Raw genomic sequence first — 24,933 nt, 5'->3', positions numbered from 1 at the left:
AAGGAGATACGTCGCATGACGAAGAGTTGCCCCGTCCTGACGCCTGCCGAACGGCAAGTCGTCGATATCATCGAACGCGCCAAACAGTCCATGACCGATACGGTTCTCAAAGCCCTGGAGGCTGCCACCGCGCAGGCCGCCGAAGAGATGCAGCGCGTCGGATCTTCGGAAAACGCGCCGCCCTATCAGTATTTCGCAGCCTTCCTGCGTCAACACATGTATTGTGTGATGTGTGGCGCAAATCCGGACACTTTTGAAGGCGGCGATCCTCGCATCGCAATCGACGTCATCCGAAACAGCCAGAACATCGCGAAACACTATTGGGGGGCCGATATCGAGCCTTATCCGCGTTAGCACTGCTAAGGTAATCTCGCCTAGCGTTTCGCGAGGAGGTTCGTGATCTCGCGCCTGACGGCGGCAAAATCGGGATCGTCGCGATGGCGTGGCCGCTCGCTGGTTATGTCGAAGATGCTGGCGATGCGCCCGGGACGGGGCTCCATCACCACCACGCGATCGGACAGGTAGATCGCCTCTTCCACGTCATGCGTCACCATGACGACAGTGCTTTTCTCCCGCTCCCATATGGCGAGAAGCTCGTCTTGCAGATGGCTGCGGGTCAGGGAATCGAGGGCACCCAGCGGTTCGTCGAGCAGCATCAGCGCCGGCCGCGGCGCCAGCCCGCGGGCGATCGCCGCGCGTTGCGACATGCCGCCCGAAAGTTCATGGGGCAATGCCTTCTCGAAGCCGGTCAGGCCGACGAGATCGATCAGATACTGCACGCGCTTCCGCTTTTCCGCCTCCGGGCCTGCGACGCTGTGAAGGCTGACGGCGATGTTCGTCTCCACGTCGAACCAGGGCAGCAGGCGATGGTCCTGGAAGACGATGCCGCGCTTGAGGCTCGGCCGGTCGATCTTTTCGCCATCGACCAGTATCCGGCCGCTGTCCGGCAGGTCGAGGCCGGCCAGGAAGCGCAGGAGCGTGGACTTGCCGCAGCCGCTGGGTCCGACGATGCTGATGAACTCGCCGGGTTCGATGGCAAGCGACACATTGTCCAGCGCATGCACCGTGCGGTCGTCGACATGGAACGTCTTCGAGACATCCAGGATATTGACCGAGCCGGCCTGGGCCGCTTTGGGTCGCGAAAGAGTCAGGGCATCCGCCATGGTACGAGTCTCCTTGAGAGGCCGAGGACGAACCGGTCGAGAGCAATCCCGATAAGGGCAAGGAAAAGAACCCCGAGCAGGACCTGGTCCATGCGCGCATATTCGCGCGCGGCAGCGAGATAGGCGCCAAGTCCGTCTCCCATGCCGTTGATATAGCCGGTGCCGATCAGATATTCGGCGCCGAACGTGCCGAGCCATGCGATGTTGAGCGAGAGTTCCGTTCCGGCAAGAATGGAGGGCACGGCGGCCGGGAAGATGATCTTGCTCAACATCGCGCGGCGGTCGAGCTCCACCACGCGCCCCACTTCGCGGTAGGGAGTGGGCACGTTCTGGCAGCCCGCCTGTGCGCCGAGCGCCATCGGGAAAAACGCGCCGAGGGCGATCAGCGTGATCTTCATGGCCTCGCCGTTGCCGAGCCAGGCGCTGAGCAGCGGGATCCAGGCAAAGAGCGCGATCTGCCGCAGGCTGGAAATCGACGGGTCGAAAAGGCCGCGCGCGACCCCGGACAAGCCAAGCAGCACGCCCACAGCCAGCCCCAGCATCGCGCCGATCACCCAGCCGGTGAGCGCGCGGAGCAGCGTCGCGAGCGCGGCGCCCGGAAGGGAGCCGTCGGCAAAACCTTCGTAGGCCGTGACGAGGACCTTGCCGGGCGATACGAGAATATCGCTGTTCAACGCGCCGAAGGTATCCAGCAGGGCCCAGAGAACAATCAGGGCCGCCGGCAGCACGAGCGCCCGCCAGATCAGTCCCGGGCGCGAAATGGGGGAGGTGGACGTCGTCATCGCCGTGTTCCTAAACCGCGGCCTTGAACGACCAGAGCGTCGTACGATGCTGGAAGCGTGTCAGGGCATGATCGAGCGCCCAGCCGACGAGACCGATGACGATCATGGTGGCGAAGACCACGTCGAGCTGGAATGCCTTGCGTCCCCACATCATCAGATAACCGAGGCCCGCGGCCGAAGAGATCATCTCGACAAGGATCAGCACCTTCCAGCCGCGGCTCATCGCCTGGCGGACACCGGTGAGGATCGATGGCAGGATGGAGGGCCACACGACCAACCGGACGCGGGCAAACCAGGAGAACTCCAGTGCGCGCGAGACGTCATCGTATTTGCGCGGGCGGTTGCGGATCCCTTCATAGGCGCCCACCATCAAAGGCAGGAAGCATGTCTTGGCGATGAGAACGATCTTCAGCCCTTCGCCGATGCCGAAAACCAGCATGAAGAAGGGAAGCCAGCCGAGTGACGGCACTAGGCAGACGGCCCGCACCGTCGGGGCCACATAGACGTCCAGCGTCCGGAAAAGCCCGAAGCCGAGCCCGAAGAGCAGGCCGAGCCCGCCTCCGAGCGCCAGTCCGGCTGCGACACGTCCCAGGCTGACGACAAGCTCGGCCGGAAGCTGTCCCGTCACCAGAAGGTCGAGCGTGGTTTCGTAGACGAGCCGGGGATCGGGAAGGATCTGCTCGGCCAGCCATTCCTGATGGACGGCATAGGACCAGAGCGCCAGGAGTGCGATCGGCGGCACGATCCCGAGAAGGAACAGGTTGGCCCATCGCGGCAGCCTGAAGGCCGCGGTAAGATGTAACGAAGCTTTGCCGGTCCCCCTGTCGAAAGGTGCTGCGGCGATCGATCCTGCGGTTTTGAAAGTCACATCGGACATTCTTTCTCCTTCCTTCCACCGGCACAGCCGGCCGAAGCGTCAAGTCCGGGGCGCTAGGTGAACGGGTTCGTCAGAACTGGACCGCCTTGCCGCCCTTGTCGCGTGGCGTCCAGGCGTTCTCGTAGCCGAGTTCCTTCAAGGCCGCCTTGAGGTAGGATTCATCCACCCAGCCGTTAACGTCGAAGGCCTTGCGGATGAGTTTCTGCTCGACGGCGAAGTCTATGCCAGCAGTGACGTTGGCGCGGTAGAAGTCGTCGAGCAGCGGGCTCTGGCGATCCTTCAGCACGTCGTCCGCATAATCCTTCTCGAAGGTCGCGCGTGGTGCGCCCGTCAGCGCCCAGATGTCGAAAAGCGCCTCGCGGTTCTTCTCGTCCGAGGCGAAATACGAGGCTTCGATGAATTTGTTGACGACGCGCTGGGTGATCTCCGGATAGGCTTCTTCAAAAGCATCGGTCACGATGAAGGAGCCGAAATTGCTGCCCGGCGCGGGGCTGCCCTTGGTGGTGTAGATCACCTCGGCAATGCCCTGATCCACCAGCTGCAGCACGCTGCTGCCGCCACCGATAACGGCGTCGATGTCCCCGGAGGTGATCGCCGAAATCTGGTCCGCCGTCTGCAGGTCGAAGAACTGGATATCCTCCGGCGTCAGGTCAACCTGCTGCAGGATGCGGAAAAGGCTGAGCTCGTTGATCGTGCCGCGCGAGGTGGAGACCTTCTTGCCTTTCAGGTCGGCAAGGGATTTGATCCCCGAATCCGGACGCGCAACCACATAGCTCGGGCTGACGCCGTAGGACGCCACGACCTTGGTCTTCAGCCCCGCACCGCGCCCGACAATGTTCGGCAGGCCGCCGTAATAGGCAAAATCGAGCTGGCCGTTGGCGATGGCCTCGTTGATCGCGGGGCCGGTGCCGCGGGGAAACTGCCAGTCGATCGTGATGCCGTCTGCCGCGAATTCCTTCTCCAGAAGTTCCTGTGCGCGCACGACGCCGATGGCGCCCGTGCCGTAGGGCTTGCCGGCAGCATTGCCGAAGGAGGCCAGGCGAATGACTTGCGGCTTTTCCTGGGCCGCCACCGGCCCGGTCCCGAGGATTGATACCGCGATGGCGGCGAGCGCGGCGAGGCTTGCGAAGGTTCTGCGTTTCATCTTGTCCTCTCCTTTTCAGACTGGGGTCTTGCCGTCGGCCGCGCGCGGGGTCCAGAAGGCCTCGTAGCCGAGATCGGCAAGCGTCTTGGTCAGCAGGCTGTCCTTGATCCATTCGTCGACGTCGAACGGCTTGCGCACCAGCTTCTGCTCCAGCGTGAAGTCGAGCCCGGCCTTGATGTTCGCGCGGTAGAAATCGTCGAGCAGCGGGCTGTTGCGGTCGCGTAGATCATCGCCCGCATAGTCGGCGACATAGCTCTCGCGCGGGGAGCCGGTCAGCGCGAAGATGTCGTAGAGCTTGTCCCGGTTTTCATCGAGGCTCGCGAAATGCGAGGCCTGCACGTAGCCGCGCAGGACCCGCGCGACGATCTCGGGATTGGCCTCCGCAAAGCTGTCGAGCACGATGAAGGAGCCGAAGGTCGAGCCCGGGGCAGGGCTGCCCTTGGTGCTGTAGAGAACCTCAACGAGCCCGCTCTTCACCAGCGCCAGAACCTGGTTTCCCTGCCCTAGCAGCGCGTCCACGTCGCCCGACTGGATCGCGGCGGTCTGGTCGGCGCCCTGGAGGTCAAAAATCTGTACGTCCTCGTTCTTGAGGCCCACGCCTGCCAGGATGAGCGAGAGCGAGAGTTCGAAGATCGTGCCGCGCTGGAAGGCCACCTTCTTGCCCTTGAGATCGGCAAGCGTCTTGATTCCGGCCGCGGGGCGCACGCCGACATAGGTCGGCGAGATGCCGGAGGCGGCGAGCACCGTGGTGCGCACGCCCGCGCCGCGGCCGACGACGTTCGGCAGGCCGCCGTAGCTCGCGAATTCGAGCTGGCGGTTGGCGAAGGCCTCGTTGATCGCGGGGCCGGTGCCGCGCGGGAACTGCCATTCGATGCGGATGCCGTCGGGCTCGAATTCCTTTTCAAGCAGCTCAAGCCCGCGCAGCACGCCGATCGAGCCGTTGCCATACGGCCGGCCGGCCGCATTGCCCGGCCCCGCGAGCCGGATGACATCCGGCTTGGATTGCGCGCGGGCGATGGAGAATGTGGTGGGAAATACGGCCGCTGCCGCAGCCAATCCCAGAAAAGTCCTGCGTGTCGGTTGCATCGCCAAAATCCTGTTCAAAACACTATGGGCAGGGCCGCCGCAAGCGGCGACCAGTTCGCTCATCAATGATGATCGAGACGTTTCATGATCTCCGGCGTCGGTCGGGGCCGGCCGCCCCTGATCCACCCGATCGACTTGCGATAGCTGCCGAAGATGTCCTTCGCCTCCAGCTCCACGGAGGTGACGCCGGTGACAGCCGTCGTCAGCGGCGCCACGTAGAGCGCATCTTCGGGGCAGTAGACCTCGCACATGAAGCATGTCTGGCAATCGTCCTGGCGGGCGATCGTCGGATTGCCGCCGGGAACCGGATCGAAGACATTGGTCGGACAGACGTTGACGCAAATGTTGCACCCGGTGCAACGGTCCTCACTGATGACCTCGATCATGCCGCGAGAACCTCCAGCTCCGGCGAGGGCGCACGCTCGTGCCCGATCCAGACTTCGTCGAGACCGCCGGTCGTCGTGTAGTGAAGCTGGTTGTCGGCCTTCTGGGGGAAATCCTCTCGCTTGTGCATGCCGCGGCTTTCCGTTCGCGACAGGGCGCTGCGGTACATCCAGCGTGCGGTGGCCAGCATCGCGACCCCTTCGCGGGTCCGCTGCGCATCGTCGATCGCGGCGGATTGCGCCGTGCGGATGCCGGACCAAAGGCCATCGAGCCGGCCGAGCGAATCCGTCAGCCGTTCGCCGGAGCGAAGATAGTTGCGGTCATAGGGCCAGACCTCGTCCTGCACCGTGCGCGTCAGGGCAGCCGGGTCGATCGCTCTGCCCGACCCGTCGACGATACCGACACCGCCGGCCCGTACGAATTTGCGGGCGTGGCCGTGCAGGTGGCGACCATGATCTCCAGCAGCGCTGCCGGCCCAGAAGCCGGACGACATCGCCCAGGCGGCATTGTGGCTGCCGCCGCCGGTGAAGGCGCCGCAAACAAGCTCGCGCGTTGCGGCGTCGCCTGCCGCATAGAGACCGGCAACGGTTGTCGCACAGCTGTGGTCGACGATCCTCAGGCCGCCGGTGCCGCGGACCGTGCCTTCCAGCAGCAAGGTGACGGGGAAGCGTTGCTTGAAGGGATCGATCCCCACCCGATCGAGCGGCAGGAAGAAGTTCGGCTGGGCGTAACGCATCGCCTGCTCGGTCTCCGCATCGGCCTTGTCGAGCTGCGCAAAGACGCGCTGCGACTGGAGCACGCGCGCAATCACGGACCGGCCGCCTTTCGAGGCAGCGCCTGGAATTGGCGAACCGTCCTCGAAGGTAAAGGTCGCCCAATCGTAGAAGCGCGTCTTGGTGACTGAGCCGCCTTCGAGCGCCATCGCGTAAGCAGTCGAGAATTCCATTCCCGAAAGTTCGGCACCGAGTTCGGCTGCCAGGAGCAGTCCGTCACCGGTGAGGACGTTGCACCCGAGCGCCTTGCTGAGGAAGGCGCAGCCTCCGGTCGCGATGACCACGGCACCGGCCCGGACCAGCCAGCTGTCGCCCTTTTGCCGACGGATACCCGCCGCTCCCGCCACGGCACCGCTCTCGTCGCGCAGCAATTCAAGCGCCGGGCTATGGTCGAGAATCTTGACGCCTGCGGATTTCGTGCGTTTACGCATCAGGCGCATGTAGTCCGGACCGTCGAGGCTAGTCCTGATCGATCTGCCTTCGCCGTCATCACTGAACGGATAACCCCATTGTGCGAGCTGATTGACGTTTTCGTAGGTCCGATCCAGCACGCGGCGCATCCAGGCCGGGTCCGCCAGGCGGCCGCCGATATCCCAGCGGCTGTTCATCGCTTTCGCGCGGCGGGCGGGGTCCGGCGGCACATACCAGACACCCGTGCCCGATGGCGCCGTGGCGCCGGAGGAACCACAGAAACCCTTGTCCACGAGAACGACCCGGGCGCCTTTCGACGCGGCCGCGATGGCAGCCCACGTTCCCGCCGGGCCGCCGCCAATCACGAGAACATCCGCATCGAGCTCGAGTGATGCGGTGGGAACATTTGTGACAGCTATGTATGGAAGTGCCATGATGTCTCTCCTATTGGTGCTGAAGCGGGCCTTCGAGCTCTCAAACTCAAGCATGACGCAGCGAGCATTGGTCGCTAATTGGCGTCAATATTATCTACTAAATCTATGGATTAAAGATATTACTGTGCGCCGGGTGAGTGCGGCGAGAAAAATGTTCCTCAAGGACGCGGGTCATACGCGGTGAGGCGAAAAGATTTCGGATGGTTGAAAAGATCGAGAGGAAACGTTGCAAGCCGCTGACAGATCGAAATCCTTGCATCATCCGTTCTCGTTTTCGAAGCGGCGCATGAGAATCCTCCGCGCGATTGCTCAAGCCTTTGTGCGATCGACGCTCGACAGCGGGCATCACGTGCCGTCTCGCCACTCCGTGAGAGCGTACTTTGTCGGTGACGATGCGCTTCGGTGTCAGACCTTGCGTCTCCAGCAGCCTGACCAGCAATCATTTGGCAGCTTTGACCGCCAATGGAAATCACGACCGCGTCCTTTCGCGACGGCTTCTTTCTGCGTAACTGCTTCGCGTAAGCTACCCTGAATTTGCGACCCCATCTTGGTATCGGTTCGCAAGACACGACAATGCCGCGCTCCAACAGCATTTCCTCGACCAGGCGCAGGCTCAAAGGGACCCGGACATACAGCCAGATTGCTTGGGCAATGATCTGCGGTGGCTCTGGCCACGGATAGTCGGCAAGTTCGTCTCAGCCGAGTTACCCCCAAACCATGAAGCTGCTGACAATGTGACATCGCCTCAGATATGTTTCCGCGATGTAGATCCCCGGCCCTCCTGCATTCTTCGCAGAAGACAAATAGGTAGCTGGTTTTTTACGCCGCCTGCGGAATGAAAATCCTGCCGCTGCCGCAGACAAGTTTTGCACCCCGCTCTCAGTCTTTACATCTGCCTGACCTATTACGCCATGCAATGGCTCCAGGCGAGGAAGCACAGGTCAGCCGCGATAACGCAGAACGTCCACCAGTAGGGCCAGCGCCGGCGATTGCTGTCGACGGCTCGGATAGTAGAGATGATAGCCGGGGAAGGCGGGGCACCAATCCTCCAGAACCCGCACCAGCCGGCCTTCGGCGATATGCTTGAGTACCTGGTCTTCGGGCAGGTAGGCAATGCCGAGGCCGTCGAGCGCCGAGGTCAGCCGCATGCTGAGGCTGTTGAAGACGAGCTGGCCTTCGCCCCGCACCTTCACCTCACGCCCGTCCTTTTCCAGTCCCCAGGCAAAAAGGCCCCCGTAGGTCGGAAGCCGGGAATTGATGCAGTTATGCGCGGCCAGATCCTCCGGCCTGCGGGGTAGGGGACGCTGCTCGAAGTAGCGGGGGGAGGCGACCACCGCCATCCGCAGATGCGGTCCGATCGGTACGGCGATCATGTCCTTGGCGACCTGTTCCCCCATGCGCACGCCGGCGTCATAGCCCTCGGCAACGATGTCCGTCAGGGCATAATCGACGATGATCTCGACATTGATATCCGGATAGAGCGGCAGAAAGCGTTTGAGCGCTGGCTGCAGGACCGAGATCGCCGCGTGCTCCCCTGCCGTGATGCGCACCCTTCCGGCCGGCTTGTCGCGAAGTTCGCTCAAGGCGGCCAGCTCCGCTTCGATTTCCTCGAAACGTGGCGCGATCGTGCGCAGCAGGCGCTCGCCCGCTTCCGTCGGAGCGACGCTCCTTGTCGTGCGTGCAAGAAGCCGCAGGCCGAGACGCTCTTCGAGATTGCGGATGGTCTGGCTCAGCGCCGACGGCGAAACGCGCAGCTTCGCGGCGGCGCGCGTAAAGCTCTTCTCTCTTGCAACGATGGCGAATGCGGCGAGGTCGTTGAAATTTTCCATGCGCTATTTGTTAGCTCAGCTAAAAGGCTCATGCGCATTATACCGTCTAATCGTGGTCTGCGGCAGGCGCTAAATTCGAAATCATTCGAATTTGGACGCTGGAAAGGACACGCAGACATGACGAACGAAGGCATTCCGACGATTGGCCGCCGCCGCTTTCTCGGCGCAGCGGGCGGTCTTGCGACCGTACCCATTCTGGCGGCCGCCGGTTCACAGGCATCGGCGCAGACCGACAGCGTGAATGGTTCTATGGCAGCCTCGCTTGACGGTCGCCGGAAGCTCGGGACGCTGGACGTGTCGAGCGTTGGCCTCGGCGTCCAGAACATGCACCGCACCTATCAGACGACGATCCCGTCGCGGCCGGAGATGATCGCCATCATCCGCACGGCCCATGAGCGCGGCGTGACCTTTTTCGACACCGCCGAGGCCTACGGTCCGCATGAATGCGAGCGCATCCTCGGCGAAGCCATCGCGCCGTTCCGCGACACGGTCGTGATCACCTCGAAATTCGGCTGGAACATCGATCTGGAGACCGGCGAGCGCAAGCCCGGCCTCATTAGCCGCCCGGACCACATCAAGCTGGCGGTCGAGGGCATGCTGAAGCGCCTGCGCGCCGACCGCATCGACCTTCTCTACCAGCACCGTGTCGATCCCGAGGTTCCGATCGAGGACGTGGCGGGTGCTGTCAAGGAACTCATGGACCAGGGCAAGGTCCTGCATTGGGGCCTCTCCGAGATGGGGCTGAAGACATTGCGCCGCGCGCATGCGGCGCTGCCCGTGACGGCGGTCCAGAGCGAATATTCGATGCTGTGGCGCGGGCCGGAGGAGGAGTTGCTTTCCGTCTGCGAGGAACTCGGCATCGGCTTCGTGCCGTGGAGCCCGCTCGGCGTCGGCTTCCTGACGGGGGCGATCGATGCGCGGACGCGTTTCGCCGAGGGCGATATCCGCGGGATCGAACAGCGCTTCTCGCCGGAAAACCTGCCGGCGAACCTGGCGCTCGTGAAGTTGCTCGGCGATTGGGCGGACAGGAAACAGGCCACCCGGGCGCAGATCGCGCTCGCATGGCTGCTGGCGCAAAAGCCCTGGATCGTGCCCATCCCCGGCACGACGCAGAGGGCGCATATGCTCGAAAACATCGGCGCGGCTGCGATCCGCTTCACGCCGGAGGAGATCGGCGACCTCAATACGGCCGTGGCGGCGATCGAAGTGCGCGGCCAGCGCCTGCCGGACGCCGTTCTGGCATTCTCGAATGTCGAAGCGCCCGAGAAGAAGTAGGCGAACGCCTGCCCGAAGCCGTGCTGAAGATGACCGGGCATTGACAGGGAGGTGGCGCGACCGTGACCGATTTCGTCGATGCGACCCGAAGGGGCCTTCTCATGACGCCGCTTCTCCTGTCCTTTGCCGCCGGCGGAACCTCCGCTGTGGCGCAAGGCGCCTCGAAGACGCTGGTGGTTTGCTTTTCGCGCAGTGGAAACACGCGGGCCGTTGCCCGGCAGGTTCGTCGGGCGCTGGGGGCCGACCTGTTCGAAATCGAGCCCAAAGCCCCATATCCGGACGACTATTTCGAGACTGTCGCACAGGCGCAGCGGGAACGCGATCGTGGCTACGAGCCTCCCCTCAAGACGACAGTCGGCAACATCATCAGCTATTCCACTGTCTTCCTCGGTTTTCCGATCTGGGGCATGACGACGCCTCCGGTGATCCGCTCGTTTCTCTCCGCGCACGATCTTTCGGGCAAGACAATCGTCCCGCTCGTTACGCACGGCGGCTACGGTCTTGGCGACAGCCTGTCGGTCGTCGCTGGCCATGCGCCGCAGGCAAACGTCCTCGACGGTTTCTCCATGCAGGCACCGCAGGAGCGTCAAACGATTGAACGCGTCTCGGCGTGGTTGGAAGACATGCAATATCTTAAATGAGGTTCGGTAGGCAGCGGCGGGCTCAGATCCGCGCATGCACTTCGGTCGATGCTGGAACCGAAATTGCCAGCGCCACACACTCGGCGTGGTTGTTCGGACTAGGGGCCAACTACACGGCCAGAAGCTCACGCATCGGGTCCATCAGATCGCCGTGGCTATAGGGTTTAGAGAAGAACATACTGCCATCCGGTAGATCGGTGATCTCGACGAACTTGTTGTGGGAGGTTGCGATAATGCAGATCGGCGGGCATCGGTCACGTACAGCCATGGCCAGCTTGAGGCCATCCATGCTGCCAGACATGTCAGTATCTGTGAACAAGAGACGGACTCTCGGTGTCAATTCAAAGATCGCGATCGCTTGATCTGCATTGGCGGCCTCGAATATCTCGAACCATTCATCCTTGAGGCGTGTGTTTCTGCGTCCAATTTGGGCTATGACGGCGTTTTCCGAAGTGGAGATCTTAGCTGACGCCGATCAATCGCGTCCGCAGAATATAAATTTTTGCTATCCCGTAGATCTGTAGTTGATGAGCTTCAGTCGCGTGGTCTGGCCTTCCGTTTGCAAATTAGGCAAAGGTGAGATGATTTCGTTGGTGGCCGACAGTACCCGGATCGCCTCATTCGTCTCCTGGCGACGCAGGTATCCCTCATATTGTAGTCTCTCCGCATAAGTAAAAAGCTTGGGATCAACGACATTGCTGACGACAGCTTGCTTGGTCTGGCGCATCGACTTGCCGACAGCATAGAGAAACGCCCGACCGGAATTCTCCATCAGATGCCAGCGGCTCGCGATCTGCTCAGCATCAGGTAGAGCCTTCGCGATAGCCTCACCATGGCCGCCGCCCCGATCGCGAGCGACGATCGATATCGACTGGAACTCTGCAAACCATGACCGAGGCGTACCCAACGCACGATCCGGCAACAGGGTGACAGGCCTCTGCCGCTCAAGGTCGCAAACGATTGTTCCGTAGGCCTGGCCGCGTCTGATGGCAAAATCATTAATGCCTATTATGCTGAACTCTTCGCTCTGATCAGCAATACGGCGGCGAACCACCGGTAGCGGTGTGTCGTTGCATACCGGCATCATCAGACGATTGGCGAAGGCTGCGGCCGGTCTGCCGCCAAGCGCCAAGCCGAGGTGGTGGACGATTGTCTCCAGCCGTTGGGTGCGGCGACCATAGCGAGCCAACACGCCGACACCGAACTGTTCGCAGAAGATGCGCTGGCCGCACAGAACGGCATCACACCAGAACCGGCGCTACGACGTGAATACTACTCGCCGACCGCTGAGGGGCACAGGCCAACGGGTCGCCGCACATATCGACTTTGAACTCTCCGGCTTGGCCGTCCGCAGTCCTGACAACTTCCCGAACGAAGGCGCGATCACAGCCGAACTTGAACGCTATCTGCGACAATCTTCACTTCATCCACTGCGAGGCCGTCAGGTGTAAGGCTCGCGCGCTGGAATCGATGCTGCATATGCTGGTCCTCCGATGAATCAGCAAAAGCCTCGCCCGTGACAACAGAAATTCTGGATCAGAGCCAAGATTCGACACCGATAAGGGGTCAACACTCCGTGCCGGTTGACGGGCTGCCATGGATCGGACCAGAGGCAACCTGAGGTCCTCCTGCAGCTTTGCCTTCACCCGACGCTTGGAGTGCTTGTTGAGCAACTGAAAGCCCAACGCGCTGTAAATCTTGCGTGTCTTCTTCAGTTGATTGTCCATCCGTCGCGGTAGCTGAGCGGCGCGCCGGGATTTATAATGGCAGGTAGAGGTGTCGAACGTCGGTACCTTGCAGGCCCGCCGGATCGAGACACCCTAATCCGCCAAAATCCCGCTAAACAGTTTGCGCCTGCGGGCAAGGCCTTATAGATCATCGGCGGATGATATCTTGTCGTATCTCACCACCAATGTGAGATCGGCCACGATCCTCTTCAGACGGTTGTTCTCGTCTTGCAAAGCCTACAAGCGGCGCATCTCGTCGGCCGGCAGACCGCCTATCTCTTGCACCAGTCGAAATAGGTGGCCTGGCGGATTCCGGCCTTTCCGCAAATCACTGCCACCGTCGCGCCATCGTCGCCTTGTTTCAAATAACTGCCTTCTACGTGTCCGAAAAATTCGATGTCTTTATCGTTTCCGCTTCTGTCCCCGGCCGGGAAACTAGCGCGAAAAGCTCTAATCAAAAACGATCCAGCTTCTGGGGATCAGAGCGGTCTTCACAGGCTTAATCTGACATCGCCCTTCCTGGAGTGGCGGCCCGGGCTTCGCTAGTGTTGTTCGGCTTTGGCGCGGGGCTTTGTCTACGGGGCACGATTAGAGACGCACCGCATGGTTTTGGGACAGGCAACTAATTGTTCGCTCGGGGATATTTGCAAAGATGGTTCGTCGCAATGCTGCGGCCCCGCAAGGGGAAAGAGTTTATTTCGGAGAGAGAAAATGCGAAAAATCGCCTTTGCTGCGGTCTGCGCCATGCTCGTCGCAGGTTGCACCTCGAACGAACAGCGCGTGGCGGGAACGACTGTCGCCGGTGCTGCCACCGGCGCCGTGATTGGCGGTATTGCCAATGGAGGCCGTGGTGCTCTGGTCGGTACTGCAATCGGTGGCGCGACGGGCGCAATGGTGGGCGTAGCCACCAATCCTCGCGAGTGCTGGGGCCGCGACCGGTGGGGCAATCGCGTCCGGGTTCGTTGCTGACATACGGCCATCCTAACCGATGAAGGCTAGGAGCAATCGATATTCAGTCCAGTCCATGGGGCCTGAATGAGATGTCGAGTGGCCTTTGCCTGTGGCGGTCGAAGTCTTTCGTAGTGGTGACGGTGGTCATGCGCAACACGAGACATTCCCGATTGTCGCGCGCAGAGGGCAGTTGTAGGTTGCAGTAACATTGCCCTTGGCCACCGCGGTGCGCCGTCGGCGCTCCCAGGGAATATCGTTGTCATGAACAGCCAAGCGCTGGTTGCCCCCCTCGTCATCATCGCGGCCATTGCGCTCGTGTCTGCCTTGCAACTGGCGGCCGCTGTCTTTGCCCCGGTGGCCGGTGCGCTCTTCATCATCGCGCTAGTATGGCCATTCCAGAAGAACCTGCAGCGTCTTCTGCCGAAGCTTTTGGCCCTTGCGCTGGTGGTCGCGGTTATCGTCCTTGTCTTCGTCGTGCTGACGTCGATCGCCGCCTGGGGATTTGGGCGCATCGGCCGCTCCGTCGTTGCCGATGGTGCACGGTTTCAGGCGCTTTACGGTCAGCTTGCCGACTGGCTCGAAGGACATGGCATTGTCATCGCCGGTGCGTGGGCGGAGCATTTCAACGTCGGCTGGCTGCTGCGGATGCTGCAAGGCGTGACGGCCCGGCTGAACACCACGATCTCGTTCTGGATCGTCGTTGTCGTCTATGTGCTGCTCGGCCTGCTCGATACGGAGGCCATCGCCCGGAACATCCGCGGGGCCCTCTCCGGTGAAACCGCCAACGCCGTGATCGGTGGCGGCGCGCTCACGGCATCCAAGCTGCGGCGCTACATGCTCGTCAGGACGGTCATGAGCCTTGCCACCGGCACATTGGTCTGGGCTCTTTCTGCGGCGTTTGGGCTCCGGTTCGCTGCCGAGTGGGGCGTCATTGCCTTTACTCTCAACTACATCCCCTTCATGGGGCCGTTTGTTGCGACGCTCCTGCCAAGCGCCTATGCGCTGGCACAGTTCGGATCGCCGGAGGCGGCCGTCCTCATCTTTGCCGGCCTCAACATCATCCAGTTCGTCATTGGAAGTTATATCGAGCCCAGAGTGGCAGGGTATGCGCTTGCGATGTCGCCCTTCCTGGTTCTCTTCTCGGTTTTCTTCTGGTCATACATATGGGGCCTGTTCGGCGCGTTCATCGGCGTGCCGATCACGATTACGATCCTGACCTTCTGTGCGGAGTTCCCGTCGACGCGATGGATCGCGGAGATCTTTGGCGCACCCACCGCGCCGGAAACCGAGCCTTCGCGATAACCTGGTTCCGACCTATCGGGCGCGTTCCGCCAGATAGCGTGAGAGCCTGCTGATGTCTTCAGGGCTCCAGCCCTGCGGATCGGTTACCGCCAACCAGGCCTTGAGATAGTGTTCCGGCGCGAAAACGTGGCCGTATCCCATGGGCGTGGCATTGGCCACGGCCATATCGACGGCAAGCTGCAGCATGGTCACGATCGGAAACCACTGCAGATGCGGAGATACGTCCGGACCGCGCGGCGCGTTCATCCAATCGGGCCGGCGATAGAGGTCGCGGTAGTCGAAGAAGGTGATCGCGTCGCTGGCGTATTGGAGGTAGACGATCCGCATCGGCCCCCATGGCGTTTGCGCCGGCACCGTCGGGCCGTTCTGGTTCATGAAACGGAATGTCGCGCCATCGCGAAATTCAGGCAGCCACATTGGTGATCCGGCATTGCGCGCTTCCGTTACCTGACGCCAGATGCTGCTTGCAAAAGGCGGCCCGCTCCAGACCGCCCCCTGGATCGGGTCGCCGAGGATCTCGAAGATGTCCGTGGATCGCTCCGAGTTCAGGGCTCCAAGACTGAGCCCGTGCAGATAGAGTTTCGGCCGGTGGTCCCGCGGCAAGGTCGTCCAGTAGCCATAGACCTGCGCAAAGAGGGCCTGAGCCGCCTCCATGCCATAGTCGGGCTCGACCAGCAGGGAGAGCGGGCTCGAAAGATAGGAATACTGCAGCGCCACGCTGGCGATATCCCCGCGGTGGAGATATTCGACGGTGTCGATCGCCGCGGGATCGACCCAGCCCGTGCCCGTCGGCGTGATCACGACGAGGGTCGAGCGCTCGAACCCGCCGACCCGTTTCAGTTCATCGAAAGCCAGTTTTGCCCGTTCTGTGGCGGTGTCGCCGGCGCGAAGGCTTGCATAGACCCGGATCGGCTCCAAGGCCGGTTGGCCCGTGAATTCCGCGATGTCTTTCCCACTCGGGCCGGAGGAAACAAATCGCCGGCCGGTCCTTCCAAGCTCCTCCCAGGCCATGAGCGAGGCCGCGCTTCCGGTCTGAAGCGGCGATGTGGGCTGGTCACGATCCGGCTCGAAAAGTGCGTCGAAGGCAGCAAAGGACGAATCGAGGACATGCAGCGTGTAGCGGACCAGCAAGCCGTTTGCCACGGACCAGAACAGGATGATCCCGAGCGAAAAGCCGATCACGCGTGAAACCCTTGGCGGGACGACACGATCGGCGCCTTTCGAAATCAGGTGAACGACGACCATGAACAGCCGGGCCAGCATGACGAGGGCCAGGAAGGTCAGGATGGCGATCAGGCTGACCTCGAGAGGATGGGCACTGCTGACAGGCTCCATTGCCATGAGCGCGTGGATCGAGTTCTGCCACGCGGTGGTCTTCAGGAGGAATGCGACGGCCAGGATCAGGCAAAGACCGAGAACGACGATCTTGAGCCATCTCTCCAGACGACCGCGCGGTTCGGGCAACTCCATGTAGCGCCACAGCCAGCGCCAGCCGACGCCGATCGCATAGCCGATGGCGAAACATCCACCGGAAAGAGCGCCCTGTATAAGGAAGGTTCGCGGGATGAGGGTCGGCGTGAGGGATGCGGCAAAAAATATCGTGCCGAGCACGACGCCGCCTGCCGACAGGGATCGTAGGAACCGCAGGATGACGTCAACCAGGATCTGTCGCTTCACAAAGGTCAGCATGACGGCAGCGACGTGCCTTCGATAGCCGCCATCATCACGGATCAGGCCCCCCGATCTGCGTTAAGCCAGCCGACGCCATGCACGATCAGATCGATCCCCAGGAACGCGCCGATCACCCAGCCGCTGGTCGAAGGATATCCTGCCAGGATGAGGAAGCCGGCAATCACGCCGAGCAGGCCGGAGAAAAACATCGTTCGCTTGCCACTCCGCAGGTAGTTCACGCCGATGAAGACCCGGGCAACGCCCGAGAGCAACAAGATGACACCGAGCGCCCATGTCAGGAACTGCGAACCGAAGCTCGGCAGGCTCAGGAGTACCAGGCCAAAGGCTATATAGAGAACACCAAGCGCGATCTGCCAAAGGAACCCGCGCCATCCGCCCGCAATGACCGAAAGCCCGATCTCCACGATACCGGCGCAGATTACGGCGATTGCGAGAATGACGGCACTCACCACCGTTGCCAAAGCGACGTCCGCGAGGACGAAGGCACCAGCAAGGACCAGGGCGACGCCGATGGCCGAATTGCTCCATCGCGACAATCTGGGATGGTCTGCGCTGGATTGGCTCGTCATCGTCTGCCCCTTAACCCGCTGATTTTTTTCGACCTATCGGCGAAGTCGACGAACATCGATGACGCGGCCGGTACGGGAACTGAGAGCAATCTCGAAATGGCTGTTTCCGCGCCGTGCGTGATAGATGAATGTCCGGCCCCTGCAGTCGACCCGACGGACACTCCGGAAGCCACGGTTCTGAATGAGTTGCTGGCCCTGCCTGCAGGTGATCGCGCGTCCAAAGTTGAGGTTGGAGCCGACGTGAATGTTCACGGATACCGCATAAGCCGGCACTGGCACCGATACAGGCAGCATCAGGCTGAGTGCGAGAGCAAAGGCCGGCCACATGTTTTTGCGCATCTTCTTCCTCCATCAACCAGAAGCTTTGCGACGATAGGTTCCGCGTGCGGTATCTTGTCAAGAAGCGGCTGGGGAGGGCGCGTGCTTTAGGGACGTGGTGCCTACTTCGTGGACGATTTAATCAATACGTCATTGCCGGACAAAAGCCTGTGGGCCTGCGAAAAAGGCGCCGGTTGCCCGGCGCCCCTATATTGCTTTCGGTCTTCTTGCTGTCAGGCCTGATCGATCGGCAGGGCTACGAACCGGGTGCTGCCGTCGGCCTCCAGTTGGAAGAGCGCGCGCTTGCGGCCATCCTTGCGGGCGCCGTCGAGAACACTCTCGACGTCGGTTGCGCTGGTGACTTTCCGGTTGTTGATCGAGACGATCTTTTCGCCGCCTTTGAAGCCCTGGTCGGCCGCATAGCTGTCCGGATCGACATTCGTCACGACGAGGCCGGACTTGTCGTCGGACGGAGCGACGGTGAGGCCGAGCGCCGTCAGTTCGGTCGTCTCGGCTGGTGCCGCCTGGTCGCCTGACTGCTCTGCGTTTGCGGCGACGTCGTCGCTTGCCGTTTCGCCGAGCGTGACCGTTACGATCTGGGCTTTGCCATCACGTAGCAGGGCGACGTCCACCTTTGCCTTCGGGCCGAAGGCCGCAATGCGGCGCGACAGGTCACGGGCGTCCTTGAGCGGCTGGCCATTGACGGCCGTGATTACGTCGCCTTCCTTGATGCCGGCCTTCTGGCCGGGCGAACCTTCCTGGGGGGCGACGACGAGCGCGCCGGCAGCGTCCTTCAGGCCGAGCGAGTCGGCGATGTCCTGGTCAACGGGCTGGATCTGCACGCCGAGCCAGCCGCGCTCGACCTTGCCGTCCTTGATCAGGTTGGCGACCACATCCTTGGCTGTGGAGGCGGGAATCGCGAAGGCGATACCGACATTGCCGCCGGACGGAGAGAAGATCGCGGTGTTGATGCCCACGACTTCGCCGGAAAGGTTGAAGGTCGGGCCGCCCGAGTTGCCGCGGTTCACGGCAGCATCCACCTGGAGGTAGTCGTCATAGGGACCGGAGCCGATGTCGCGGCCGCGCGCCGAAATGATGCCGGCCGTCACCGTACCGCCGAGGCCGAACGGATTGCCGACGGCCACGACCCAGTCGCCGACGCGAACCTTGGAGTCGTCTGCGAACTGCACGTAGGTGAACTTGCGTTTGTCATCGACCTTCAGCACGGCGAGGTCGGTGCGGCTGTCTTTGCCGATCAGTTTGGCATCAATCTCCGTGCCGTCGTTCAGCACCACCGTATAGGCCAAGCCGTCGGCGACGACGTGGTTGTTGGTGACGACATAGCCGTCTTCCGAGATGAAGAAGCCGGACCCTTGCACCGTCGGGCGAAGGTGGCGGGGGCGAGTGGCGTCCTTCTTCGCGCCACCGTCAGCCTGCTGCTCAGTTCCCTTGCCTTGCTGGGCAGAGCCGCCAAACTCGCGGAAGAATCGCTTCAGCGGATGATCGTCGGGAAGCTGGTCGAAGTTGCCGCCGCCGAAATTGTTGGAGAAGTCGCCGGCATCGCTGGAGGCGAGCTGCACATCCGACTTGACGCGGATGGAGACCACGGCGGGCGAAACCGATGAGACGACATCGGCAAAGCTGGGTGCCTGCGATGGGGTGACGGCGACAGGGGCGGCGAAGGATTGCGCGACCTGTGCCGGAATGCCGGTGGCAAGCATGACCGCTGCAAGGCCGGCAACGGACGTGGTTTGCAATACGGTTTTCAGGGAGGGGCGGATGGGCGTGCGCATGTTGATGAACCGTCCTTTCAAGCTGGCTCGAGCCGGGATTGCTCCGGCGAATGAGAAAGGTATGGGCGAATCCAGGTTACGTCCGCATGGAGGAAGGGTGAAACATTGGTAATGCGCGTTGAGGAGAGCTTCCCGGCGTTGGCACCCATTCGCAGTCAATGGGCCGATTGACATGCGAATGGCGAACTGCTCACCTGCAAGCCCGCCACGATGCTGTCTATGGCGCAGTGCTCCATATTTTCCGGAGGTTTATATGACATCACACAACGGTCCCCTGCGCGTCGGTATCGGCGGCCCCGTGGGCTCGGGCAAGACGGCGCTCACCGAAAAGCTCTGCAAGGCGATGCGCGAGCACTACTCGGTCGCCGTCGTCACCAACGATATCTACACGAAGGAGGATGCCGAGGCGCTGGTGCGCATGCAGGCGCTGTCTTCGGACCGCATCGTCGGCGTCGAGACGGGCGGCTGCCCGCACACCGCGATCCGCGAGGATGCGTCGATCAATCTTCAGGCCATTGCCGATCTCAACCGGCGTTTCCCGGAACTGGACGTGGTCTTTATCGAATCAGGCGGCGACAATCTGGCGGCGACCTTCTCGCCCGACCTTGCGGACCTGACGATCTACGTCATTTCCGTCTGCCAGGGCGAGGAAATCCCGCGCAAGGGCGGGCCGGGCATCACGCGCTCGGACCTGCTCGTCATCAACAAGAAGGACCTGGCACCGCATGTTGGCGCCGATCTCGATGTGATGGAGCGGGATGCCGGACGCATGCGCGCGGAGCGTCCCTTCGTCTTTTCCGATATGAAGCGCGGTGATGGCGTTGACCGCATTGTCGATTTTCTGCGGGTACAGGGCGGGCTGTGACAGCACGAAGTGCAGGTAATGGGGCATCCGGCCCCGCGACTTTCCAGTCGAAGTCGCTCACCGTTGGGCCTTGTCCTGCACGCGGTAACTCACCGCGCAGGAGAGCGGGATAGGCCCAGAGAGTTGTTGATGAGAAGGTCGCTGAGGACGCAGCCGTGATCACCTTGCTGGCCGATGCTCAGCCAGGTGGCGTGTTTGACACCCTGCCAACCCAGGTCGCGTGCCTCGGTAGGAGACATGCCAAACTCTTTCTTGAACATCCGGCTGTAGACCGAGGCTTCGGGGAAGCCCCACTCCTCTGCAATGCTTGAGATTGTCCTTTGATCCGAACGATCAGCCAGGATATCGCGCGTCCTGAGCAGCCGTTTACGGCGGATGTAGTTGGACACTCCGCCTGCCGGCTCGAAAATCCGGTAGAGACGGGACCGCGAGACGCCGATTGCACGGCAGAGCTTGTCTGGAGTTAAACGGCGGTCGGCCAGTTTTTCTGCAATGACCCTGGTGATCCGCGCAGCGGCAATGCCGTCCATCGGTCCCTGTGCTGCTACGAGATGGTTGTCACACCGGGTGAGAGCTGCCGTAAAAAGATTGGACGTTGCCGCAACAATGTGGGGCAAATCCCCTTCCTTCAGATCAGGAAGAGAACGGTGAAGCAGAACAGCGTAATGGGCCAGGAAGTTCAAAGTGGCGTCGCTGACCTCGATCCTTGACGGATGTGTCGCCAGCCATGCGCGCGGTAGAAACAGCGTGATTAAAAGGTCGTCGTTGGTCACCCTTTCATGGGGTGATGCCAGACATGTCAGTCCAGGCCTTCCCGGGTTCATCACGCCGTCAGGAGTTCGAGAGAACGGGACGGACAGCATCCAATGGTCAAGCATGGGGCGTTTCTTGTGCGCCCATTGAATATCGTAGCCGGAGCCGGGAAGCCTCGTGGCGCTCAATGCCAGATTTCCCAGTTGCCATACCTGCTGATGGGCCGGAAATGAGGATTCCGCAGCTCGGAGAAGCTCGATTTCGGCGAGCCCTGCATACCAGGTCTGAAAAAAGTCGAACTGTTCGCCAGGCATCTGTGACGAGGTGTCCACATCGATCGCGCAACGCAGAGGATCATGGGCGAAAGGATCAAAAGGAATGCCGACTGAGCGTACTCTTGTGTCCATGGCGAATCTTATTCCGCCGGCTTCGGGCAGGCCCGCGTAGAGCGTCTGCTACGTCGCGTGTTTCCAGCTACTGGTTGCATGGTTGGGACGACGCTGGCGCACCGGCTTCGGGGTGTGCTTAGACTGGCATGGTTGCTGTGCCTGGACGGTCGATCAAACATCACTCTGCCCTTTTGGTATTCGCGGCGAACACCGGCTTCGTTGGAAATGCGCCGCCGTTTGCCGAGCGATCCCGCCGGTCCTTCAATTCCGATCTCATGGGCACGCTCGAGAGCCAAAGCCGCTCTGGAATCGATGCGGCGATGAGGTCGCCTCATCAGAGTCTGCCGAGTGCCGGGAAATCTCTATCCACTTTCCGACACGCAGAGCGGTTGATGGGAACTCAACGCCGGTGCTCTGCCGCTGGGGAATCGGAGCAAGCGGACCATCCGCAGATGCAACGAAGCGTCGGCAGTCTCAAAAGGCAGGGAATGCCGCCATCGCTGGATCAGGTCGATCACTAGTGGGCCAGCACGAGCCCCGATATTTTCAAAGCACCGTTGATGGGATGGCGCGGGTTGCGCGCAAGTCACCTGCGCAAGGCAGGCTCAGCAATGCTCATAGGTCATGGGCTCTGCATCCTCCCAGATGCGCCGACGCGTCTCGCTGGGGGAACAACCGAACAGCGCCGCATAGGCTGCGGCGAAGCGACCGAGGTGCCAGAAGCTGAAGCTCATGGCGATGTCGGTGATCGAGAGGCGGTCACCCTCTGTCAGGATCAGGCCGTGCGCGCCCCGCAGCCGTCGCTCCCGCTCATAGGCGCGAGGGCTAATCCCCAGAAGTTCCTGAAAAGCACGCTCCAGCGTGCGCTCTCCGATACCCAGGGCATTGCAGACGGCACTGACTGAAACCGGGCTGTGTGGGTTTGCATCAAGGATGGCGAGCGTGACATCGACGAGATTGTGCCGATCGCGGGATCCAAGGCTGCGGGTAGGTGCTTCCTCTGCGCTTGAGAGCAAACGCGCGAGCGCACCGCCGGCCTCGCTGGCTGCAACCGCCAGAGCGGCACGCAGGTCATGGCCGCGCCGCGCGGCAGCTTCGGCGAAGCGGGCGGTCCGCAGCAGCTTCTGCTGAAGCTCCAGCTCGGCCCCCGGGGCGAAGCGCGGCTTGTGCACTCCGGGCGTAAGCCAGCTTCGCCCTTTCAGATGGGAGGCCGGTGCCGTGCGCAACGGATCGAGGGCCGCCCCGCGCAGGCCGATCCTCATGAGCTGATAGCGGCCAGGCATTTCGAGGTTGAATTCCGTTCCCGGGCTGACGACCCGCAACTGCGGTATTTCACTCCGTTGCCCGTTGAAGGTGGTGCCTTCACCCCAGAGGAATACCGCCGTCAACGCATCGTCATTGATTGCTCCCGACATCGCAATGCCGCCTTTGTCCTGCAAGGCGAGGACGAATGCATCACCGTAATCGATAGTCGCCAAGTGCGATGCATGGCTCTGCGCACCGATCTGCTGGATATGGAATTCCGCATCGGGGTCGGACTCGCCGGTTCGGGCCGCAACGGAGTTGTATTTGCGCGCGTACCAAGTCGGCGCCTCCAGCATCATGGCCCCCAACAATGTGTCGCCCGGCCAGGGAGATACCGGATGCGATCGTTTCCGCCCAATTCAGCCTCGGTTTTCACGCTGTTTGCCTGCTCGGACACATCCCCGCGCCCGCCGTGACTCCCGTCATGCGAGTGATATTTTAATGAAGCTCATACCTGCGCGATAGGGCGATTCATCGCCAATGGACACGGATTGTAGATGAAATATCCAACCCCCGTCGACCGTCACCTATAAAACCACCACTTTCGCCAGTACTCGTCATCCACGCTGTTTGGCTCTGTTTCAGGTTTCCGCTGATCTTGCGGTCTTGTCGAGAAAACGCTGCTGGAGCGCGTCAGTTCTCGGTGTCAATCTACAGTGCGCTGGCTTGCGGTCCGACGATCCTGTCTGGTGCCTATCTCGATAGGGTAGCAGAATCCCATAAATGCGCATGGCGTCCATTTCTTGTCCTTATCGAAGACTTTGCAGGCGCGCCTGATCGACTAATCGCCAAGCCTGGTTCATGAAAATCACGGTGGAGCTGGGATGGTGCAATCTGCCGTTCCTCTCCCTCAGCCGGGTTGCTCGCGATCATGTGGCGGATCGCGATGCGTCGTGACGGAACAGATCAGGATGAGAGGCAGAGCATGGGGCTGTTTGGAATTCTGCTAGGGCTCGGCCTGCTGATGTGGTTTGCCTACCGTGGATGGAGCGTGCTGCTGCTCGCGCCCGCCGCAGCCCTTGTGGTTGCGCTCATTTCGGGCGAACCGCTTCTGCCGCACTGGACCGCGACCTTCATGAACGGCACGGCGCGTTTCGTCGCGCAATGGTTCCCGATGTTCTTGTTGGGCGGCATCTTTGGCAAGATGATGGATGACAGCGGTTCGATCACCTCGATCGCCCGCTACCTGACGGAGCGGCTCGGCGTCAAGCGGACCATGCTCTCGGTGGTTCTTGCTTCTGCCGTCGTCACCTATGGCGGCGTCAGCGTCTTCGTCGCATTCTTCGTGCTGGTGCCGATGACCCGCGAAATGTTCCGCGCGGCGAACATCCCGGCGCGGCTGATGCCCGCTGCAATTGGTCTAGGCGCGTTCACCTTCACCATGTCGGCCATGCCCGGCACCCCCTCGACCAACAATGCCATTCCCATGCCGTACTTCGGCACGACGACCTTCGCCGCCCCTGGCCTCGGCATCATCGCATCGATCATCACCTTTGCTTTCGGGATGTGGTGGCTGGCTCGCATCGAGGCGAAGGCACGCGCTGCCGGGGAAGGCTACACGGAGGATGGCGCTGCCGTCGTCATCAGCGAAAAGGTGCGCGAGCAGGCGACGACCGCCGGCGACTTCGATCCGATTGAACTGACCCACGGTGAGCGGAGCGACAGCGGCCCGTCCTTCCTGTTTGCGGTGCTGCCGCTGATCGTCGTCATCGCCGTCAACTTTCTCATGGCGCTGGTGGTGCTGCCCCGGATCGATTTTTCTGCCGCTGAAGCGGCTCTTGGCCTCAATACATCCTCGACGCTCGGCGTCTGGGCGGTTCTCATCGCCTTGGCGGCCGCGATCATCACTGTCATCGCCGTCAATTATGGGCGGCTCGGGAAGCTGCGCGAAAGCCTGGATGCCGGCGCCAACTCCGCTGTCCTGCCGATCTTGACGGTAGCAAGCCTCGTTGGCTTCGGTGCGGTCGTTGCGGCCATGCCGGCCTTCAACGTCGTGCGGGATGCGGTCCTGCAGATGCCGGGCGGTCCACTCGTTTCGCTGGTCGTCGCGATGAACGCGCTGGCCGGGCTGACGGGTACGGCCTCGGGCGGCATGGCGATCGCTCTTAATGCGCTCGGCAGTGAATATATGCGCATGGCAGCAGAATACGGCATCGATCCTGCGCTGATGCACCGCCTGACGACCATCAGCGCCGGTACGCTCGATGCCCTGCCGCACAACGGTACGGTGCTCCTGCTCCTGCAGATCAGCAAACAGACGCATGCCGGAAGTTACTTCGACATGGTGATGACCGTCATTGTCGGCGTCATCATCTCCCTGGTCGCGGTCTTCGTGCTGGGGTCGATGTTCGGTTCGTTCTGAACAGGCCGCGGCGAGCGGAAGACGGGGCCGGTTTGGTGAGCATGGTTGCAGCGGAGCTGCCGGAAAACGGAAGGTGCCCGTCGGCTTTCGAGCGCTCTTTATTCGATC

General features: G+C 61.8%; 22 protein-coding genes and 1 pseudogene. 7 read left to right on the top strand and 16 right to left on the bottom strand.

Going from position 1 to position 24,933, the window contains the following annotated elements; genetic code table 11:
- Positions 1-15: 15 nt before the first annotated feature.
- Positions 16-354 (top strand): hypothetical protein, encoded by a 339-nt coding sequence (locus BSY16_RS21280; RefSeq protein WP_069061899.1) that lies wholly within the window; start codon positions 16-18, stop codon positions 352-354.
- Positions 355-374: 20 nt separating this feature from the next.
- Here the strand turns inward: BSY16_RS21280 and BSY16_RS21275 are convergent, their stop codons facing one another.
- The 9 genes and pseudogenes from BSY16_RS21275 to BSY16_RS21235 form a co-directional block, all read right to left on the bottom strand.
- Positions 375-1,163 carry an ABC transporter ATP-binding protein gene (locus BSY16_RS21275; RefSeq protein ID WP_069061898.1) on the bottom strand — a complete coding sequence of 263 codons (789 nt, stop codon included), beginning with the start codon at positions 1,161-1,163 and terminating at the stop codon, positions 375-377.
- Positions 1,148-1,945: an ABC transporter permease gene (locus BSY16_RS21270; protein WP_069061897.1), complete on the bottom strand. Its 798-nt coding sequence runs from the start codon at positions 1,943-1,945 to the stop codon at positions 1,148-1,150. The genes BSY16_RS21275 and BSY16_RS21270 overlap by 16 nt, the downstream gene beginning before the upstream one ends.
- A gap of 10 nt (positions 1,946-1,955) precedes the next feature.
- Positions 1,956-2,822 (bottom strand): ABC transporter permease, encoded by an 867-nt coding sequence (locus BSY16_RS21265; RefSeq protein ID WP_083243045.1) that lies wholly within the window; start codon positions 2,820-2,822, stop codon positions 1,956-1,958.
- Positions 2,823-2,892: 70 nt separating this feature from the next.
- Positions 2,893-3,966 carry an ABC transporter substrate-binding protein gene (locus tag BSY16_RS21260; protein WP_069061896.1) on the bottom strand — a complete coding sequence of 358 codons (1,074 nt, stop codon included), beginning with the start codon at positions 3,964-3,966 and terminating at the stop codon, positions 2,893-2,895.
- Between the two features lie 15 nt (positions 3,967-3,981).
- On the bottom strand, positions 3,982-5,052 hold the full coding sequence (locus BSY16_RS21255) for an ABC transporter substrate-binding protein (RefSeq protein ID WP_171902465.1): 1,071 nt from the start codon (positions 5,050-5,052) through the stop codon (positions 3,982-3,984).
- 62 nt (positions 5,053-5,114) lie between these two features.
- Complete coding sequence (locus BSY16_RS21250) at positions 5,115-5,438, bottom strand: 4Fe-4S dicluster domain-containing protein (protein WP_069061894.1); 324 nt, start codon at positions 5,436-5,438, stop codon at positions 5,115-5,117.
- Positions 5,435-7,054 carry an FAD-dependent oxidoreductase gene (locus tag BSY16_RS21245; protein WP_069061893.1) on the bottom strand — a complete coding sequence of 540 codons (1,620 nt, stop codon included), beginning with the start codon at positions 7,052-7,054 and terminating at the stop codon, positions 5,435-5,437. The genes BSY16_RS21250 and BSY16_RS21245 overlap by 4 nt, the downstream gene beginning before the upstream one ends.
- A 103-nt stretch (positions 7,055-7,157) precedes the next feature.
- Positions 7,158-7,795, bottom strand: a pseudogene (locus tag BSY16_RS31545) (IS6 family transposase).
- A gap of 200 nt (positions 7,796-7,995) precedes the next feature.
- Positions 7,996-8,883 (bottom strand): LysR family transcriptional regulator, encoded by an 888-nt coding sequence (locus BSY16_RS21235; RefSeq protein ID WP_069061891.1) that lies wholly within the window; start codon positions 8,881-8,883, stop codon positions 7,996-7,998.
- A 117-nt stretch (positions 8,884-9,000) separates the two neighbouring features.
- On the opposite strand from BSY16_RS21235, the gene BSY16_RS21230 reads away from it, so the two are divergent.
- Positions 9,001-10,158, top strand: a complete 1,158-nt coding sequence (locus BSY16_RS21230; RefSeq protein ID WP_069061890.1) for an aldo/keto reductase — start codon at positions 9,001-9,003, stop codon at positions 10,156-10,158.
- A gap of 101 nt (positions 10,159-10,259) precedes the next feature.
- Complete coding sequence (locus BSY16_RS21225) at positions 10,260-10,799, top strand: flavodoxin (protein ID WP_069063611.1); 540 nt, start codon at positions 10,260-10,262, stop codon at positions 10,797-10,799.
- Positions 10,800-10,908: 109 nt separating this feature from the next.
- Here BSY16_RS21225 and BSY16_RS21220 read toward each other — a convergent pair whose 3' ends face one another.
- Positions 10,909-11,154: a hypothetical protein gene (locus tag BSY16_RS21220; protein WP_286157376.1), complete on the bottom strand. Its 246-nt coding sequence runs from the start codon at positions 11,152-11,154 to the stop codon at positions 10,909-10,911.
- Between the two features lie 150 nt (positions 11,155-11,304).
- Positions 11,305-11,991, bottom strand: a complete 687-nt coding sequence (locus tag BSY16_RS21215; RefSeq protein ID WP_150130092.1) for a transposase — start codon at positions 11,989-11,991, stop codon at positions 11,305-11,307.
- Between the two features lie 1,138 nt (positions 11,992-13,129).
- Here BSY16_RS21215 and BSY16_RS21205 point away from each other — a divergent pair.
- The gene (locus tag BSY16_RS21205; RefSeq protein WP_353652389.1) at positions 13,130-13,495 is read left to right on the top strand and encodes a YMGG-like glycine zipper-containing protein; all 366 of its coding nucleotides are present in this window, start codon (positions 13,130-13,132) and stop codon (positions 13,493-13,495) included.
- A gap of 243 nt (positions 13,496-13,738) precedes the next feature.
- Positions 13,739-14,779, top strand: a complete 1,041-nt coding sequence (locus BSY16_RS21200; RefSeq protein ID WP_069061886.1) for an AI-2E family transporter — start codon at positions 13,739-13,741, stop codon at positions 14,777-14,779.
- Positions 14,780-14,791: 12 nt separating this feature from the next.
- Here the strand turns inward: BSY16_RS21200 and BSY16_RS21195 are convergent, their stop codons facing one another.
- The 3 genes from BSY16_RS21195 to BSY16_RS21180 form a co-directional block, all read right to left on the bottom strand.
- On the bottom strand, positions 14,792-16,468 hold the full coding sequence (locus BSY16_RS21195; protein ID WP_069061885.1) for an alpha/beta hydrolase: 1,677 nt from the start codon (positions 16,466-16,468) through the stop codon (positions 14,792-14,794).
- 41 nt (positions 16,469-16,509) lie between these two features.
- A complete protein-coding gene (locus BSY16_RS21190; RefSeq protein WP_069061884.1) occupies positions 16,510-17,040 on the bottom strand; it encodes an HdeD family acid-resistance protein in 531 nt (176 codons plus the stop codon).
- Positions 17,041-17,591: 551 nt separating this feature from the next.
- On the bottom strand, positions 17,592-19,151 hold the full coding sequence (locus BSY16_RS21180) for a Do family serine endopeptidase (protein ID WP_069061882.1): 1,560 nt from the start codon (positions 19,149-19,151) through the stop codon (positions 17,592-17,594).
- A 253-nt stretch (positions 19,152-19,404) separates the two neighbouring features.
- Here BSY16_RS21180 and ureG point away from each other — a divergent pair, with 253 nt between their 5' ends.
- Positions 19,405-20,016 carry an urease accessory protein UreG gene (gene ureG, locus BSY16_RS21175; RefSeq protein WP_069061881.1) on the top strand — a complete coding sequence of 204 codons (612 nt, stop codon included), beginning with the start codon at positions 19,405-19,407 and terminating at the stop codon, positions 20,014-20,016.
- Between the two features lie 89 nt (positions 20,017-20,105).
- Here the strand turns inward: ureG and BSY16_RS21170 are convergent, their stop codons facing one another.
- Both BSY16_RS21170 and BSY16_RS21165 read right to left on the bottom strand, forming a co-directional pair.
- On the bottom strand, positions 20,106-21,176 hold the full coding sequence (locus tag BSY16_RS21170; protein WP_069061880.1) for a helix-turn-helix domain-containing protein: 1,071 nt from the start codon (positions 21,174-21,176) through the stop codon (positions 20,106-20,108).
- A 587-nt stretch (positions 21,177-21,763) separates the two neighbouring features.
- Complete coding sequence (locus tag BSY16_RS21165) at positions 21,764-22,759, bottom strand: AraC family transcriptional regulator (protein ID WP_286157302.1); 996 nt, start codon at positions 22,757-22,759, stop codon at positions 21,764-21,766.
- 629 nt (positions 22,760-23,388) lie between these two features.
- Between BSY16_RS21165 and BSY16_RS21160 the strand changes: the two genes are divergently transcribed.
- Complete coding sequence (locus BSY16_RS21160; protein ID WP_069061878.1) at positions 23,389-24,825, top strand: GntP family permease; 1,437 nt, start codon at positions 23,389-23,391, stop codon at positions 24,823-24,825.
- Positions 24,826-24,933: the final 108 nt, after the last annotated feature.

Origin of the sequence: Sinorhizobium sp. RAC02 (assembly GCF_001713395.1) — a bacterium.
Lineage (GTDB): Bacteria > Pseudomonadota > Alphaproteobacteria > Rhizobiales > Rhizobiaceae > Shinella.
The sequence above is the reverse complement of the archived record's forward strand: the minus strand, read 5'-3'. Positions and strand labels throughout refer to the sequence as shown.

What these genes read in the sequence shown, in the direction of transcription:
- BSY16_RS21280 (WP_069061899.1), top strand. Translation starts at nt 16, where the DNA reads ATGACGAAGAGTTGCCCCGTCCTGACGCCTGCCGAACGGCAAGTCGTC.
- BSY16_RS21275 (WP_069061898.1), bottom strand. Translation starts at nt 1,163, where the DNA reads ATGGCGGATGCCCTGACTCTTTCGCGACCCAAAGCGGCCCAGGCCGGC.
- BSY16_RS21270 (WP_069061897.1), bottom strand. Translation starts at nt 1,945, where the DNA reads ATGACGACGTCCACCTCCCCCATTTCGCGCCCGGGACTGATCTGGCGG.
- BSY16_RS21265 (WP_083243045.1), bottom strand. Translation starts at nt 2,822, where the DNA reads ATGTCCGATGTGACTTTCAAAACCGCAGGATCGATCGCCGCAGCACCT.
- BSY16_RS21260 (WP_069061896.1), bottom strand. Translation starts at nt 3,966, where the DNA reads ATGAAACGCAGAACCTTCGCAAGCCTCGCCGCGCTCGCCGCCATCGCG.
- BSY16_RS21255 (WP_171902465.1), bottom strand. Translation starts at nt 5,052, where the DNA reads ATGCAACCGACACGCAGGACTTTTCTGGGATTGGCTGCGGCAGCGGCC.
- BSY16_RS21250 (WP_069061894.1), bottom strand. Translation starts at nt 5,438, where the DNA reads ATGATCGAGGTCATCAGTGAGGACCGTTGCACCGGGTGCAACATTTGC.
- BSY16_RS21245 (WP_069061893.1), bottom strand. Translation starts at nt 7,054, where the DNA reads ATGGCACTTCCATACATAGCTGTCACAAATGTTCCCACCGCATCACTC.
- BSY16_RS21235 (WP_069061891.1), bottom strand. Translation starts at nt 8,883, where the DNA reads ATGGAAAATTTCAACGACCTCGCCGCATTCGCCATCGTTGCAAGAGAG.
- BSY16_RS21230 (WP_069061890.1), top strand. Translation starts at nt 9,001, where the DNA reads ATGACGAACGAAGGCATTCCGACGATTGGCCGCCGCCGCTTTCTCGGC.
- BSY16_RS21225 (WP_069063611.1), top strand. Translation starts at nt 10,260, where the DNA reads ATGACGCCGCTTCTCCTGTCCTTTGCCGCCGGCGGAACCTCCGCTGTG.
- BSY16_RS21205 (WP_353652389.1), top strand. Translation starts at nt 13,130, where the DNA reads ATGGTTTTGGGACAGGCAACTAATTGTTCGCTCGGGGATATTTGCAAA.
- BSY16_RS21200 (WP_069061886.1), top strand. Translation starts at nt 13,739, where the DNA reads ATGAACAGCCAAGCGCTGGTTGCCCCCCTCGTCATCATCGCGGCCATT.
- BSY16_RS21195 (WP_069061885.1), bottom strand. Translation starts at nt 16,468, where the DNA reads ATGCTGACCTTTGTGAAGCGACAGATCCTGGTTGACGTCATCCTGCGG.
- BSY16_RS21190 (WP_069061884.1), bottom strand. Translation starts at nt 17,040, where the DNA reads ATGACGAGCCAATCCAGCGCAGACCATCCCAGATTGTCGCGATGGAGC.
- BSY16_RS21180 (WP_069061882.1), bottom strand. Translation starts at nt 19,151, where the DNA reads ATGCGCACGCCCATCCGCCCCTCCCTGAAAACCGTATTGCAAACCACG.
- ureG (WP_069061881.1), top strand. Translation starts at nt 19,405, where the DNA reads ATGACATCACACAACGGTCCCCTGCGCGTCGGTATCGGCGGCCCCGTG.
- BSY16_RS21170 (WP_069061880.1), bottom strand. Translation starts at nt 21,176, where the DNA reads ATGGACACAAGAGTACGCTCAGTCGGCATTCCTTTTGATCCTTTCGCC.
- BSY16_RS21165 (WP_286157302.1), bottom strand. Translation starts at nt 22,759, where the DNA reads ATGCTGGAGGCGCCGACTTGGTACGCGCGCAAATACAACTCCGTTGCG.
- BSY16_RS21160 (WP_069061878.1), top strand. Translation starts at nt 23,389, where the DNA reads ATGGGGCTGTTTGGAATTCTGCTAGGGCTCGGCCTGCTGATGTGGTTT.